At 63.1% G+C, this 15,249-nt stretch carries 14 protein-coding genes and 1 riboswitch; of the genes, 7 read left to right on the forward strand and 7 right to left on the reverse strand.

Features of this window, described 5'->3' with window-relative positions; translation table 11 throughout:
* Window positions 1-2: 2 nt before the first annotated feature.
* Window positions 3-1,103: a methyl-accepting chemotaxis protein gene (locus Q352_RS24380; RefSeq protein ID WP_028499722.1), complete on the reverse strand. Its 1,101-nt coding sequence runs from the start codon at window positions 1,101-1,103 to the stop codon at window positions 3-5.
* 202 nt (window positions 1,104-1,305) lie between these two features.
* Window positions 1,306-1,539: a hypothetical protein gene (locus Q352_RS23430; protein ID WP_146745070.1), complete on the reverse strand. Its 234-nt coding sequence runs from the start codon at window positions 1,537-1,539 to the stop codon at window positions 1,306-1,308.
* A gap of 135 nt (window positions 1,540-1,674) precedes the next feature.
* On the opposite strand from Q352_RS23430, the gene Q352_RS0113010 reads away from it, so the two are divergent.
* Window positions 1,675-2,589, forward strand: coding sequence for a hypothetical protein (locus tag Q352_RS0113010; protein ID WP_036386286.1), 915 nt, complete (start codon window positions 1,675-1,677; stop codon window positions 2,587-2,589).
* A 45-nt stretch (window positions 2,590-2,634) separates the two neighbouring features.
* Window positions 2,635-2,802: a hypothetical protein gene (locus tag Q352_RS23435; protein ID WP_156952548.1), complete on the forward strand. Its 168-nt coding sequence runs from the start codon at window positions 2,635-2,637 to the stop codon at window positions 2,800-2,802.
* Between the two features lie 36 nt (window positions 2,803-2,838).
* Here Q352_RS23435 and Q352_RS0113015 read toward each other — a convergent pair whose 3' ends face one another.
* Window positions 2,839-3,576: an SDR family NAD(P)-dependent oxidoreductase gene (locus Q352_RS0113015; protein ID WP_036386288.1), complete on the reverse strand. Its 738-nt coding sequence runs from the start codon at window positions 3,574-3,576 to the stop codon at window positions 2,839-2,841.
* Between the two features lie 77 nt (window positions 3,577-3,653).
* Complete coding sequence (locus tag Q352_RS0113020) at window positions 3,654-4,571, reverse strand: LysR family transcriptional regulator (RefSeq protein WP_028499725.1); 918 nt, start codon at window positions 4,569-4,571, stop codon at window positions 3,654-3,656.
* 138 nt (window positions 4,572-4,709) lie between these two features.
* Here Q352_RS0113020 and Q352_RS0113025 point away from each other — a divergent pair, with 138 nt between their 5' ends.
* The 3 genes from Q352_RS0113025 (at window position 4,710) to Q352_RS0113035 (ending at window position 6,643) form a co-directional block, all read left to right on the forward strand.
* On the forward strand, window positions 4,710-5,291 hold the full coding sequence (locus tag Q352_RS0113025; RefSeq protein ID WP_028499726.1) for an NAD(P)H-dependent oxidoreductase: 582 nt from the start codon (window positions 4,710-4,712) through the stop codon (window positions 5,289-5,291).
* 38 nt (window positions 5,292-5,329) lie between these two features.
* Window positions 5,330-5,752: a MerR family transcriptional regulator gene (locus tag Q352_RS21050; RefSeq protein ID WP_051528937.1), complete on the forward strand. Its 423-nt coding sequence runs from the start codon at window positions 5,330-5,332 to the stop codon at window positions 5,750-5,752.
* Window positions 5,751-5,949: riboswitch (cobalamin riboswitch) on the forward strand. Its footprint overlaps the gene before it by 2 nt.
* 40 nt (window positions 5,950-5,989) lie before the next feature.
* Entirely contained in the window at window positions 5,990-6,643 is a 654-nt protein-coding gene (locus tag Q352_RS0113035) for an energy-coupling factor ABC transporter permease (RefSeq protein WP_028499727.1), read from the forward strand.
* Between the two features lie 66 nt (window positions 6,644-6,709).
* On the opposite strand, the gene mgtA is transcribed toward Q352_RS0113035, so the two are convergent.
* Window positions 6,710-9,475, reverse strand: a complete 2,766-nt coding sequence (gene mgtA / locus Q352_RS0113040; RefSeq protein WP_028499728.1) for a magnesium-translocating P-type ATPase — start codon at window positions 9,473-9,475, stop codon at window positions 6,710-6,712.
* A gap of 558 nt (window positions 9,476-10,033) precedes the next feature.
* Here mgtA and Q352_RS0113045 point away from each other — a divergent pair.
* A complete protein-coding gene (locus Q352_RS0113045; protein ID WP_028499729.1) occupies window positions 10,034-10,585 on the forward strand; it encodes a hypothetical protein in 552 nt (183 codons plus the stop codon).
* Window positions 10,586-10,627: 42 nt separating this feature from the next.
* Here Q352_RS0113045 and Q352_RS21055 read toward each other — a convergent pair whose 3' ends face one another.
* Both Q352_RS21055 and metE read right to left on the reverse strand, forming a co-directional pair.
* Window positions 10,628-11,569 carry a class I SAM-dependent methyltransferase gene (locus tag Q352_RS21055; RefSeq protein WP_051528938.1) on the reverse strand — a complete coding sequence of 314 codons (942 nt, stop codon included), beginning with the start codon at window positions 11,567-11,569 and terminating at the stop codon, window positions 10,628-10,630.
* A gap of 125 nt (window positions 11,570-11,694) precedes the next feature.
* The gene (gene metE / locus Q352_RS0113055; protein ID WP_028499730.1) at window positions 11,695-13,986 is read right to left on the reverse strand and encodes a 5-methyltetrahydropteroyltriglutamate--homocysteine S-methyltransferase; all 2,292 of its coding nucleotides are present in this window, start codon (window positions 13,984-13,986) and stop codon (window positions 11,695-11,697) included.
* Between the two features lie 110 nt (window positions 13,987-14,096).
* Between metE and Q352_RS21060 the strand changes: the two genes are divergently transcribed.
* A complete protein-coding gene (locus tag Q352_RS21060) occupies window positions 14,097-15,059 on the forward strand; it encodes a LysR family transcriptional regulator (RefSeq protein WP_084300153.1) in 963 nt (320 codons plus the stop codon).
* The last annotated feature ends 190 nt before the right edge of the window (window positions 15,060-15,249 follow it).

Below are 15,249 nucleotides of genomic sequence, written 5' to 3' on the forward strand. Positions count from 1 at the left end.
GCTCAGTGCACCGCCACCTTGTCCAGCATGCGGCCGATACCGTCCATGACCCGCAGGTTGGCCTGCTCCATGGCCTGCAATTCGACCAGCGCCTGATCCCATTCGCCAGCGTAGTGGCACTCGATCGCCCGCCGCGCATGCTGGTGAACGGCGCGGTGCGGCGTTTCCAGCTCGGCGTAGCCGGGCAGGCCGGCAAAGCGCTCGTGGCCTTCGCCATCGTAGTACCACTGGCCGAGGCGGCATTCGGTTTCATCCGGCAACGCGTCCGGACGCAGATCGGACAGGCCGAGCAGCACCTTGTAGACCTCGAGCTTCAGCGTCAGCTCTTCAATGTTCGCCAGCTCGACATTGGACAGCGTTGCCGACGACGATACCGCCCGCTCCATGCCGCGCGACAGCGTCATCAGTTGCTGCATGCTGTGCATGGCCGCTTCGCTGTCGGTCGAATAGCGGCCGGCATCGTCGGCCCCCAGCTCCATCACCGAGCGGGCGGCACTGGTCTCCTGCTGGATGGTGCCAACCAGGGTCGCGATCTCGGCCGTGGCCTTGCCGGTACGTTCGGCCAGCTTGCGCACCTCGTCGGCCACCACGGCAAAACCCCGGCCGGCCTCGCCGGCGCGCGCCGCCTCGATCGCTGCATTCAGCGCCAGCAGATTGGTCTGGTCGGCGACCTCCTTGATCAGGCGGACGATGCCGTCGATCTCGGTCGCACGCTGGTGCAGGCCGTCGACGGTACGTGACGCCTCGTGCATGCGCTCGAACATGGCGCGCAGATTGCCGGCGATGCGCTCGAATGCCTGGCGGTTGCTGTCCGACTGGCTGGCGGCTTCGCGGGCTGCCTGCCGTTCCCCGTTCAGGGTGCCGGCCAGACCGAGAAACGACTGGCGCACGCCGCCGAGCGATTCACCAAAACGACCAAAATTGGCGAACACGCCATCCAGCGTCGCCTGACGTCGGCGCAAGGCACCGGCTTCGTCGCTCAGCCGGCTGCGCTCGGCATCCAGTTCGGCGGTCCGTGCCTGCTCCCGGGCCAGTTGCTGTTGCAGGGCGGCATTGTGCTGTGCGCTTTCGGCCAGCGCGTGTTTGTATTTCCAGAACAGCATGATGGCTCCACGTCCGGGGAGCAGGTGAGGGTGGCAATTAAAGATGAATATAAAATACATGTTTAAATGCGTCAACTCTCTGCACGTGTGTCCCTGCGACCATCAGCCGCATTGCGCGGGAACGGCAGGCTGTTTACGCTACAGATGTTCGTCGCCCCCAGCTGACGATTCACTCCAGGGTTATGCAAGCAGGAACGGCCGGTCAGCCCCCGGCCGTTTTTTCTGCCCGCCCGGCGACGATCTCGCCCTGACTGCCAGCCGGCCATGCAGACCGGCTGCCCGGAATGCGGATTTTGCCACTGCCCAGTCCTCCCCTTGAGCCCAGCCCTTGTCCTGCCTCGTGCCCACCGCTTTCTGGTGGATATCCGGTCGAAGTTTGAAAAATCGGATTTGTCTGATGGAAATCGCTTTGTGCACCGCCGATGATGGTAAGCATCAAGATGCTTGATGTTCTTGCTGCCTCACCTCTGCCCGCACTGTATGAACTTGTCTGGCTTTATCCCGGGGATGGCCAATATTGTTTTGGGAGTGACATGTTTACCGTAAACGATAAAACGTGGCGGAGATCGGCATGAACATTTACGACCCTATTTTCTCACGCAACATGATATTGGGCGTCGTGTTGCTGCCCATGATGGCGATTGCACAAGCCCCACTGCCCCCGTTGGAGTATCTAAAGAGTGATCCACCGACGGAGAAAACCAGTTATGCCTCCCGTATTGCCAACCGCAAAGGGGTACATGACGCAGACCCGCACGTGTATGTCTATAACGCCGAATTTGCCAGGCGCTTCCAGATGCCTGATGAGTGGATTTCGGCAGAGCTCAAGGGCGTCGATGCCGTGGCTTTTCGCGAGGTCCCCCGTCCGTACAAGACCTGCGGCTGGGGTGGAAACCCCAAGGCATGCCGCACGGATGAAGTGCGGTGCGAAATGGACATGTATTTCGACCAGACACGCAATCCGCTGCCGTGGGACGATCGAATGAACCCTGTAGATACTCTCTTTGACATTGCGAAGTCGTCCTGGTTTATCGGTTCATTGGCGAACCAAGAAATGCGCCCTCGCACCAGCTTGTGGGGCGGGGTGCCTCTGCCGCGATCCCCCTTTACCGACCCAAAGACGGGCAAGGAACTCATGTGGCAGGGGGGGTACTGGAATAGTGATAAAGATCGTGGCGGAAGCTACTGGGGGATAGCCAGTTACGACCGGGAACCATTCGCCGGTGTGTCACTGGTAACTGTGGGAGGGGGATGCGGTGAACCGGCAGATGCATGGTGGTTAAGCTCAAATAACACTGGATATGAGGAAAAAGCCCAAACGTACAAGCTGGTCACGTTACCCCAAACCTGGAGAGTTCGCGTGAGACAGGCGCTGCGCGAGTCCAGGGCGCGCGCAGAAGCCTTCTTCAAACGCGAAGGAGAGAAGGCGATGAAGGCGTTAAGTGAATCACCGACGCCCAGCCAATCGATTGTCCCCGTGCAGTGACGATCGGTGTAGAGCTTCAATTCGGTGTTAAATCTTTTGAGGTGCATGATCGAGCAGATTGCAACGGCAGACGGTCAGATACTACTCGATGCACAAGTTAATAACCTTGTTCAGGCGATGGCCTCGTTTTCTCCGCCAGCCGCCGGCCAGATGACACTGCCGGAAAACTACAGCCGCGCCCTTGCCCCAGTCATCGCAGCAAGCTGGAAGTAAATTCCTGTGATCGGCCCCAGTTCTCACGGCTTGTCCTTACACGTGCTGCCCCCCATTGATATGAATCTCGGCACCATTGATATATGACGACGCCGACGTGCACAGGAAATGAATGGTGGAAGCGACTTCGGCCGGGTCGCCGAGGCGTCGCATCGGCACGTCGTGCTCGATGATGTCACTGGTGCCGGGTGACAGGATCGAAGTTTCGATCTCGCCGGGGGCGATGGCATTGACGCGCACGCCATGCGGGCCGAACTCGTGCGCCATCTCGCGGGTCAGTGCCGCCAGCGCGGCCTTGGAAGCGGCGTAGGCGACGCCGGCAAACGGGTGGACGCGCGAACCGGCAATCGAGGTGACATTGACGATGGCGCCCTGGCCGGCCACCAGCTCTGGGAACAGCGCGCGGCCGAGCAGGGCGGTGGACAGCAGGTTCACGTTCAGCACCCGGGTCCAGGTCTGCGCATCCGATGCCAGCACGCCGAGGCGGGCGCCGTTGTCGCCCTTGGGCGAAATGCCGGCATTGTTGACCAGGGCATGCAGCTGGCCATTCGGCAATCGCGAGCGGACCTCGGCCACCAGTGCATCGATGCCGTCCAGATCAGCCAGATCGGCCTGCACATGCGAAGCCCGGGCACTGGGCCAGCGGCAGGCTTCGGAAAACGGCTGGCGCGACACGGTCAGGATATGCCAGCCATGCGCCTGGAACAGCTTGACGGTCGCATGGCCAATGCCGCGGCTGGCGCCGGTCAGCAGCATGTATCGCGTTTCGGGCATGACAGCCTCCTGTCTGGTCAACCATGCCGGGCAGCTTCTCATCCTCCTGCCCGCGCCCGCAAGCGTGGCAATGCCGTTCAGCCGGCCGGAAACGGCCAGTCGGCATCGAAGGCGGTGAAGCGCGCCTGCAGGTACTCGATCAACTGGCGCTGGCGATGGACCGGATAGCGGTTCTGCAGGAACACCAGCTGCAACGGCACGGTTTCCCGGCTCCAGTCCGGCAGCAGCAGGCGCAGGCGCCCGGCGGTCACATCCGCGGCCACGTCATGCCAGCTCTTGAACGCGATGCCGTGCCCGGCCAGTGCCCAGTCGCGGATCAGCGCACCGTCGTCGCTGCTGCGCCGGCCTTCGGCATGAATTTCGCGGACCTCGTCCCCGGCACAGAAACGCCACGGGCCACGCAGCTGGCCATCGTGCAACAGCGGCAGCAGCGCATGGCGGTGCAGATCGTCCGGGGTCTGCGGCGTGCCATGACGATCGAGATAGGCCGGTGCGGCGACCGCGACCCGGCGGGTCAGCGCCAGCTGACGCCGGACCAGCGGCGAATCATCGAGCTGGCCGTAACGCAGCGCCAGGTCGATATTGCTGCGCACCAGATCGGTCAGCGCATCGCCGACGCTCAGTGTCAGGGTAATGCCCGGATGTTGCTCCAGAAACGGGTCCAGCCACGGTCGCAGCAGGTGGCGGCCGAGATCGGACGGCAGCGCCAGCCGGATCGGCCCGGCAAGCTGCTGGCGTTGCGCCGCCAGCGCTGCCTCGCCATCGGCCAGTGCCGCCAGTGCGGCCCGGGCCGATGGCAGAAAGATCCGACCTTCCTCGGTCAAGCGCATGCGCCGGGTCGAGCGGGCGAACAGCCGTACGCCAAGCCGTTTCTCCAGCCGCAGAACGGCCGCGCTGGCAGCGGCGGCGGTGCAGCCCAGCTCGCGCGCCGCCGCGGACAGGTTTTCCAGCTCGGCGGTGCGGATGAACAGCCGCAGGTCGTTGATCGCATACATGTCAAAAATTTTTTGATAAATGAACGACAATTATCAATTCTAGCAGTCATGGCCAGGCCCGGAATGGAAAGCCCTTGACCCTGTCCCACGGGGCAGGGTTCACACTGCATGCTTTCGGACAGACAAGAGTGGGGCGGAATGAGCGGCAAACGCGTTCTGGTGATTCTCGGCCATCCGGCCAGTGACAGCTTCAACGCTGCGCTGGCCGATGCCCATGCCGAGGCTGCACGGCAGGCCGGGCACGAGGTCAGGGTGCTGCGGCTGGGCCAACTGGTGTTCGATCCGGTTCTGCATGATGGCTACCGCCGGGTCCAGCCGCTGGAACCCGGGTTGCAGGCGGCGACCGAGGCGATCCACTGGGCCGAGCACCTGACCTTTGTCTTTCCGGTCTGGTGGGGCGGGGTGCCGGCGCTGCTGAAGGGGTTTCTGGACCGGGTGTTCCTGCCCGGTTTTGCCTTTCGCTACCGGCCCGGCAAGGCGTTTCCCGCCCGGCTGCTGAGCGGCCGTTCGGCACTGCTGCTGGCGACGATGGATACGCCGCCGTGGTATTTCCGCTGGGTCTACCGCGACCCGGCGATCCGGCAGATGAAGGACACTACGCTGCGCTTCTGCGGCATCCGGCCAGTGCGGGTAGAGCGGCTGGGGCCGGTCCTCGGCGCTACGCCCGCCCGCCTTGAGGCCTGGCTGGAACGGGCCCGCCTGCTTGCCAGACGACTCTGAACGCGTTATCCAGTCAGCGGTCATGCGCGGGAGGAACCATGTATATCGGGGAACTGGCGAAACGGAGCGGTGCCTCGGCGCGCGCCATCCGGCTGTACGAATCGCTGGGCCTGCTGGGGCAGGTGCAGCGCCAGGGCAGTTACCGCGTCTATCGTGACGAGAGCGTGGCGCTGGTGCAGATGATCCGCCAGGCGCTGGCCCTCGGCTTGCGGCTGGCCGAACTGGCGCCGGTACTGAACGGGGATGGCGAGCCGGACTGGGACCGGCTGGCGGCGCTGCTGGCGCAGAAACGCGCCAGCCTGCGGCAGGAGATCGCGAGACTCGAAAGGCTCGACCAGGAGCTGATACATATCGAGGCGGAGATCCGTGCCTGCACCGATCTGCAGCAGCGCAGCCCGGCCTGTGAGCCTGTCCGTTCCCGTCATCAGCAGAAAGATGCATCTGTTCTGGAAACCCCTTAAGCTATGCGCGCTTAGTGGTTCCGCCGAAGTGGGCGGAGGAAACAGGGAAGTCGGCAAGCCTTCGGGCGGATACCGCGCTGCCCCCGCAACTGTGAGCGGTGAGTCTCGTGCATGAAGTCACTGGCCTGAAAGGCCGGGAAGGCGCACCGGGATGTCGACCCGCGAGCCAGGAGACCTGCCACGAGACATGCCGATCCCCGGCGTATTCCTCACCCGCATCTCCTCGGAGGGAGAACGATGCATATCGAACCCGGCATTCTCAATGCCGCCAAAGTGCTGTACGCCAACGTCGCCGCCGTCGGCGCGCTGGCCGCCTTTTCACCCAGACTGTTCACCCGGCCCGACAACCTGGTCAAGACGCTGCTGGCTGCCGTGTTCTTCTCGGTCTTCATGGAAATCTTCCACCTGCCGGTCGGCGCGTCGGAACTCCATTTCGTCGGCGCATCGGCGGTGTACTTCATCTTTGGCTTTATCCCCACCCTGTTCGGCTTCGCCATTGGCCTGCTGCTGCAGGGACTGCTGTTCGAGCCGCAGGATCTGGTCCATCTCGGCGTCAACTCGCTGTCGCTGATGCTGCCGCTGGTGGCTGCACACGGTCTGCTGGGCCGCCACTTCTTCGCCGAGGACGAACGCCGCCGCATCCGCTGGGCTGAAGTGGTCAAGTTCGACGCGTTGTACTACAGCGGCGTGGTCGCCATGGTCGGCTTCTGGCTGGCCTTCGGCGAAGAACCGACCCCGCTGTACAACTGGGCGCTGTTCGCCGTGTCCTACCTGCCGCTGGTGCTGTGCGAACCACTGTTCACCTGCCTGGTGGTGCGCACGCTGAAGCCGCACGCCGACAAGCTGCTGATCAGCCGCTTCACCTGCGTGAAGACGCTGGCCGTGGCATAGGCACGGGTCTGCAAAAAATGGCGCGAGTGCAACACTCGCGCCATTTTTCATTGCAGCGAAACCCGCTTACTGCCAGCCGTAGCGGCGGGCATAGAATCCCTTCATGGCCTGGGTCAGCGCCATATAGGCCAGCAGGGTGGCGATCAGCCACGGGAAGTAGCTCAGCGGCAGCGCCTGCAGCTTGAAGTAGCCGGCCAGCGGCCCCATCGGCAGGAAAATGCCGATGCTGATGATCACCGCCGTCATCGCCAGCAGCGGCCAGGCGGCACGGCTCTGGATGAATGGCAGCTTGCGGGTGCGGATCATGTGCACGATCAGTGTCTGCGACAGCAGCCCTTCGACAAACCAGCCGGACTGGAACAGCGTCTGCTGCGCCGCCGTGTTCGCGCCGAACACGAACCACATCAGCGCATAGGTGCTGATGTCGAATACCGAGCTGATCGGGCCGAAGAACAGCATGAAGCGTCCCAGTTCGTCCGGGTTCCACTTCTGCGGCTGGCGCAGCGCGTCTTCATCGACGTTGTCGAACGGGATGGCAACCTGCGACACGTCGTACAACAGGTTCTGCACCAGCAGATGCAGCGGCAGCATCGGCAGAAACGGGATGAACGCGCTGGCCACCAGCACCGAGAACACATTGCCGAAGTTCGAACTGGCAGTCATCTTGATGTACTTCAGCATGTTGGCGAAGGTCTTGCGCCCCTCGATCACGCCCTGGTCGAGCACCATCAGGCTCTTTTCCAGCAGGATGATGTCGGCTGCCTCCCTGGCGATGTCGACTGCCGAGTCAACCGAAATGCCGATGTCGGCCGCACGCAGCGCCGGGGCATCATTGATGCCGTCGCCCATGAAGCCGACCACATGGCCATTGCCGCGCAGCGCGCGCACCAGCCGTTCCTTCTGTATGGGGGACAGCCTGGCGAACACGGTCGCATTTTCCACCGCCATGGCCAGCCGGGCATCGCTCATCGGCTCGATATCGCCACCGAGCAGCACCCCTTTGACCGTCAGCCCGACGTCGCGGCACACCTTCAGCGTCACCCGTTCGTTGTCACCGGTCAGCACCTTGACCTCGATGCCATTGGCCTTCAGCGCCGCCAGCGCCGGCGCGGTCGACTCCTTCGCCGGATCGAGGAAGGCGATATAGCCGACCAGCGTCAGTCCCGACTCATCGGCCACTCCATACGTGTCGCGGGCTGCGGGCAGCGCCCGGGTCGCAACGGCAACCACGCGCAGCCCTTCCTGATTCAGCCCGGCGGTCACGGTACGGATGCGTGCCAGCAGTGCCTGGTCCAGCACTCCGGTCGTCTCGCCGTGCCGTACATGGCTGCAGACCGACAGCACTTCTTCCAGCGCGCCCTTGCAGATCAGCAGGTGGCGATCGTCGTGCTCGCTCACGACGACCGACATCCGCCGGCGGCTGAAATCGAAAGGAATCTCGTCGACCTTGCGGAAATTGCCGGCGGCATCCAGTTTCTGATGCAGGTCGGCATGTTCCAGCACCGCCACGTCGAGCAGGTTTTTCAGCCCGGTCTGGTAGCAGCTGTTCAGGTAGGCCATGTCCAGCACTTCGTCCGAGACGGCGCCGAAGGCATCGGTATGCCGTTCCAGCACAATCCGGTCACGGGTCAGAGTGCCGGTCTTGTCGGTGCACAGGACATCCATCGCGCCGAAGTTCTGGATCGCATCCAGCCGCTTCACGATCACCTTCTTGCGGCTGAGGATGACCGCTCCCTTGGCCAGGGTCGAGGTCACGATCATCGGCAGCATTTCCGGGGTCAGGCCAACCGCGATCGACAGCGCGAACAGCGCCGCCTCGACCCAGTCGCCCTTGGTGAAACCGTTGATGAACAGCACCAGCGGCGTCATGACGAACATGAAGCGGATCAGCAGCCAGCTGACCTTGTTCACCCCGGCCTGGAACTGGGTCGGCGTGCGGTCCTGCGTCGTCACCCGTTCGGCCAGGGCACCAAAATAGGTGTCGCTGCCGGTGGCGATGACGATCGCCGTGGCGGTGCCGCTGACCACATTGGTGCCCATGAAGCACAGATTGCCGAGTTCCAGCGGATTGCCGTCAGGGCAGGGGCCGGCCGCGCAGAATTTTTCCACCGGCAGCGATTCGCCAGTCAGCGCGGCCTGGGCGACAAACAGGTCCTTGGCTGCCAGCAGCCGTACGTCGGCCGGAATCATGTCGCCCGCCGACAGCAGGACGATGTCACCGGGAACCAGCAGCCGGATAGGTACCTCGACCCGGCGTGCCGCCTGCGGGTGCAACTGGACGCCGAAGTACTGCCGTGCTTCCTGTGCGATTTCCTGTGCCACATCGCGGCGCAGCACGGTGGCCGTGTTGCTGACCATTTCCTTCAGCTTGTCCGCTGCCGAGTTCGAGCGCTTTTCCTGCACGAAACGGAGCAGGGTAGAGATCACCACCATGGAACCGATGACGACAGTAGCCTTCATGTCGTCAGTCAGCCACGAGATGGCGGCCAGCAGTGTCAGCAGCACATTGAACGGGTTGCGGTAACACAGCCACAGGTGCGTGAACCAGCGCATCGGCTTTTCGTGCCCGACTTCATTCAGCCCGGTCAGCTCGCGCTTGCCGGCGGCTTCCGCCTCGGTCAGTCCGTCAGCGTGCGAGCCAAGTCGCGTGACGACCGCGCTGGGCACCAGCCGCGCCAGCGCTTCCAGGCGCCCGGTGAGCCGGTGTGGCATTTCCTTGCCTGCCGCCGCACCGCGCAGCAGGTCGAGAATGGCCTGGCGGCGAAACTGACGCGCACTCAGGCCCTTTTGCAGAAAGGTCAACAGACCCTTTTTCATGATTTCAAAACGCATGCTTTCCCTCCGCCGGGCACGCGCGGATGCGGCCCGGCCATCGCGGGGTCGACCCCGACGGCCAGCAGGCGGCAACAAGGCGCCATCGCCGTTCTGCATGCAGCAGAACGCGACAGATCCTCGCCTGATGGCGACGTCATGAGTCAGGTGGTGTATGGAATAGGGGATGAGCCGGACCGAACGGTCCCGCTGATGCCACTACCCGCCTGGTCGGCAAGGGCAGCGGCAGGAAAAGCCTGCGATGTCCTTGCCGTTAGCGGTCGATACCCGATCGACAACTGGAGCAACTGTCCACGGATGGACTCCATCTGAAAAAGACCGGCGCAAGATACTCCGCTTGCGACCTGCCTGTCTATCGCAATGCGGGCGCCGCTGGTGGGAATTCATGAAGCAGCATGGAAAAACGTCAAATTTCTGTAAATTGACGCAAATAACGCCATTCTTTGCGGGTAGCTAAAGTTAGCTATTGGGTCTTATTGCAGCCATTTAATGCCGTATGCATTGAAAATCGGCCCATTGAATGCTATGACATCAGCACTTCAATGACGGAGTTTGAGCATGGCGGTTTTTTTCTGTGTCGATACCGGTACGCAGTATGCCGATCTTTCCCCCTGGATCCGCACGGCAGCGGACCCGGTCCAGGCCAACAATGTCGTCAGCAATCAGGTTCGCGCACCACGCCTGCCAGGCAACCGGTTGTTCGTTCCCGGTCTGAACAGCTGCTCGGCTTATGTGATCGTGACCGACACCCACATATATGTTCAGCACAATGTACAGATTCTGGCCAACGGCACCTTGCAGACGCCGGCCACGGCAGACGCCCGGTTCACCACGTTCTACAACAACAGCCATGACCCGAACGAGGTGGTCCGGCAACGCTTTGCCATTGCCGCCAGCGTTGCCGACAACCAGGACTGGACGCGTCCCGCCTACGTCACGCAGCTGTCCGGCAGCGGGGGCACCATGACGGCACAGATCGACGTGAATACCGTCACCGTGGTTGCGGTGACTCATGGGGGAGCCGGCTGGACGCTGGCGGCCAACCTGTTTGCCGTCACACCGCGGATGGAATGGGCGACGCCGCAATCAGCCCGCGTCGACGTGCCCTGACGCCACGCCGGCAGACCGCAACGCTCATGGCCGGCAGCAGACTCAGTCAGCTTGCCCGGCCAGGGCACGGCGCCGGAACAGCACAACCTCGGCGCCCAGCTCCGGGGGCAGCAGCAATCGGCTCAGATCGGGGCGCGGCTCCAGATCGAAGTGACGCTGGGATTCGTATTCTGCCCAGTTGCCGCTGGCGAATTTGTGCTGGCTGACAATGGCGATATACAGCTCCACGCCGGGGGTGCGGAAGACCTCGCCTTCGAACGGATTCCGCGCCGGTGGCCACGAGCAGAGCACCACTTTCGGTGTGTACTGGCGCAGCGCCATCTGGGCCGGCAGGCGGACGACGGACTCCGGGAACGTGATCCGGTCCTGCCAGCTGTAATCGTCCGTCGCCGTGATGCGGACGCCGCGTTCGCGCAGAAAGCGGGACAGGGTGCCGTCGCCGGCGGCGATCTCCAGGCAGGAACGATCGCCGATCAACTGCTGCAGCTGATCGATCAGCGCCCGGGAGTAGAAACAGTAGATGCCCTTGCGTTCGGCCAGCGGCATCAGGAAACGCTTTTGCCAGACCAGCGGCCACAGCAGCCGGAACCAGAACAGCGAGGCCGGCTTGCGTTCGAAACCGCGCCGGAACAGCAGCCGTTGCACCAGCAGACCGTTGAACAGATTGAAGCGGACCTTGCCCGAGCTGCGGCCGGTCGCCACCGCGAGGCTGTAGCGCTCGATGGCCAGCGCCGCCATCCGCTGGCGAATGGCCAGTTGCAGGCGCCGGGTCTTGTCCTGTTTGCCGAGCGTGGCTTTCGGCACTTGGGACAGGGGGGGTGGATTCAGCAACCGGTGCAGGCTGGCCGGGTCGCGCCGGGTAATGGCATCGGCCAGTTCCTTTTCCACGACATCCCATTCTTCCGGAAACGCTTCGCGCAGCGCCTGCTGGGAAGGCCTGCTCTGCAACCAGGACAGGACCTTGCGTGGATCATTGAGCTTCACCGAATCACCTTTCGACCATTAAATACCGCGAGCGAGAGGATAACTGGAATTGCTCAACCGGACGGACTTGACAGGAAAAAAACCGGGAGGCGCATCGACCCGTGACGCGCCCCGCCCGGCAGGTCTCAAACGGTGGCGCGCAAGGTTCTGGCCGCTGCCACCATCTGGGTCAGCGCCGGAATGACTTCCGCCCACTGACGGGTTTTCAGCCCGCAGTCCGGATTCACCCACAAGCGCCCGGCCGGGATGCGTTCGGCCGCCTTCTGCATCAGTTGCACAATATGCTCCCGGGTCGGAATGTTCGGCGAGTGAATGTCATAGACGCCGGGCCCGATCTCGTTCGGATACTTGAAGTCGTCGAATACATCGAGCAGTTCCATGTCGGAGCGTGAAGTCTCGATGGTGATCACATCGGCGTCCATGCCGGCAATGGCGGCGATGATGTCGTTGAATTCCGAATAGCACATGTGGGTGTGGATCTGGGTTTCGTCCTGCACGCCGTTGGCGCTGATGCGGAACGCTTCCACCGCCCAGTCCAGGTAGGCCTGCCACTGCGAACGACGCAACGGCAGTCCCTCGCGCAGGGCGGCTTCATCGATCTGGATGATGCGTACCCCGGCCCGCTCCAGGTCCAGCACTTCCTCGCGGATGGCCAGTGCCAGTTGCTGGCAGGACACCGAGCGAGGCTGGTCGTCACGCACAAAGGACCAGTTCAGGATCGTGACCGGGCCAGTCAGCATGCCCTTCATCGGCTTGTCGGTCAGCGATTGCGCGTAGCGGATCCATTCGACCGTCATCGGTTTCGGCCGGCTGATATCGCCAAACAGGATCGGTGGCTTCACGCAGCGCGAGCCATAGGACTGCACCCAGCCGAACTGGCTGAACGCATAGCCATCCAGCTGCTCGCCGAAGTATTCGACCATGTCATTGCGCTCGGCCTCGCCATGCACCAGAACATCCAGTCCCAGCGCTTCCTGCTCGCGGATGCAGTGGGCAATCTCCGCCTGTATTGCCGTCCGGTAGGCGGCTTCGCCCAGTTCCCCGGCCTTGTACTGACTGCGAACCTGGCGGATTTCCGCTGTCTGCGGGAATGAGCCGATGGTGGTAGTCGGGTAGGGCGGCAGCGCCAGCAAGGCGGTCTGTTTGCGGATGCGGACCGGGTACGGACTCTTGCGCTGGCCCAGCGCCGGGCTGATGCGGCTGACAGCCGCCTTGACCGCCGGATTGGTCACGCGGGGCGAGGTTCGGCGTGCTGCAACGGCTGCAGCGTTCTCGGCAAGTTCTGCCGCCACGGCCGTGCGCCCCCGGTTCAACGCCGTGGCCAGCACGGCGAGTTCGTCCAGTTTCTGCAGGGCAAAGGCGAGCCAGGAGCGGATATCGGCATCCAGCTTCTGCTCGCTGGCCAGATCGACCGGCACATGCAGCAGCGAGCAGGACGGCGCGATCCACAACCGTTCACCGAGCTGCGCCGCGACCGGTTCCAGCCAGTCCAGCACGGCAGCAAGATCGGTTTTCCAGATATTGCGGCCGTTGATGACCCCCAGCGACAGCACCTTGTCCGACGGCAGCAGTTTGAGCAGCGACGGCAATTCGTCACCGGCATTGACCGCATCCACATGCAGGCCGGCCACCGGCAAGCGGCAGGCCAGCGGCAGATTGTCCTGCAGCGAGCCGAAGTAACTGGCCAGCAATACCCGGATGCGATCGGTCGCCAGTTGCCGGTAGGCATGGCCCAGCGCCTGCTGCCAGTCGGCATCCAGCTCGGTCACCAGCACCGGCTCATCGATCTGTACCCACTCCACGCCCTGGGCCGCCAGTTGTGCCAGCAGTTCGGCATAGACCGGCAGCAGGCGTTCCAGCAGGGCCAGCCGGTCGGAATCGTCCTTGGCCTTGCCCAGCCACAGATAGCTGACCGGGCCGATGATCACCGGCTTGGCCCTGACATTCTGTGCCCGGGCTTCGGCAAGCTGTTGCAGCAGCCGGGAAGCGTCGAGCCGGAACGTGGTATCGGCCGTGAATTCCGGGACGATGTAGTGGTAGTTGGTATCGAACCACTTGGTCATTTCCCCGGCGGCAATGCCGGCGCAGCAGGCAGCGTGCTCCTCCGCCCCCTGGGCAGAACGGCCGCGTGCGACCCGGAAGAGATTGTCCAGCGCATCGCCATGGAAGTGACGGGCCCGTTCCGGCAGATTGCCCAGCATGAAGCTGGTGTCGAGCACCTGGTCGTAGAAGGAGAAATCGCCGACCGGAACCAGGTCCAGGGCAGATTGCTGTTCCCAGTGACGCTGGCGCAGCGTTGCGCCGAGTGCGGTCAGCGCGTCGCGCGAGGACTGGCCCTTCCAGTACGATTCGAGTGCGAATTTCAGTTCGCGTCGGGCGCCGATGCGGGGGAAGCCGAGATTGTGCGTGGTAACCATGATGGCCTTTTCAGTGTCCGGTACGGGGATGGACACATCTTAGGGACTGGCTACCCATGACGTAAAATGGCATTATTTCAACAATCAATTACTATTTTTCATGGATAGTCATGCTTGAGCGAGCCCATCTGGTCATCGTGCGCGAAGTCGAACGACAGGGGTCGCTGACGGCCGCCGCCCGCGTGCTGTGCCTGACCCAGTCGGCGCTGAGCCACACCATGAAAAAGCTCGAGCAATCGCTGGGCACCGATATCTGGCTGCGCGAAGGGCGCAACCTGCGCCTGACCCAGGCCGGGCACTACCTGCTGGAAGTGGCCACCCGGCTGCTGCCGCAACTGGACCGGGCGGAAGACCGCCTGCGCCAGTTTGCCCATGGCGAACGTGGCACCCTGCGCATCGGCATGGAATGCCACCCGTGCTATCAATGGCTGCTCAAGGTGGTGTCGCCCTACCTGCTGCAGTGGCCGGACATCGACGTCGACGTAAAGCAGAAATTCCAGTTCGGCGGCATCGGCGCGCTGTTCGGCAACGAAATCGACCTGCTGGTCACGCCTGACCCGCTGTACAAGCCTGGACTGCATTTCGAGCCGGTATTCGACTATGAACAGGTGCTGGTGGTGAACCGCAGGCATGCGCTGGCCCGGGCGACGCATGTCGAACCGGCACAACTGGCTGACGAGGTATTGATTACCTATCCGGTGGAAATCAATCGGCTGGATATTTACAACCAGTTCCTGATGCCGGCGGGCATCAGCCCCAGGCGGCACAAGGTCATTGAAACCACCGACATCATGTTGCAGATGGTGGCCTGCGGACGTGGCGTGGCCGCATTGCCGCGCTGGCTGGTGCAGGAATACAGCGGCAAGATGGAAGTGCAGCCGGTCCGGCTGGGTCCCCGCGGCATCAGCAAACAGATTTTCCTGGGGGTGCGCGAAACGGAAGTGGATATTCCTTATCTGCGCGCCTTTATCGAACTGGCGCGCAAGCCATTACCCCTGGACAGCAAGGCCGGGTTTCCGGATCACGGAAAACAGGATGGCATCGCAGGACCGCTGATACACCCCGATAGCTGAAGGGAAACCGGGACCGATTCACGCGGCGCGACCGGGCGGGCGAGCAGGGCAGGGGCGTGGCGTGGCCCGGAGCGTGCCGGAGAGCATCCGCTCGATTTCCGGCGAAATCGGCACGGCCAGAAGGACGTGTCGCGCTTCCCGGCCCAGGCCGGCACATTCAGCGCCGGCCAGCCGATCTGTCGGCAATCGT

This window comes from Microvirgula aerodenitrificans DSM 15089, assembly GCF_000620105.1.
Taxonomy (GTDB): domain Bacteria; phylum Pseudomonadota; class Gammaproteobacteria; order Burkholderiales; family Aquaspirillaceae; genus Microvirgula; species Microvirgula aerodenitrificans.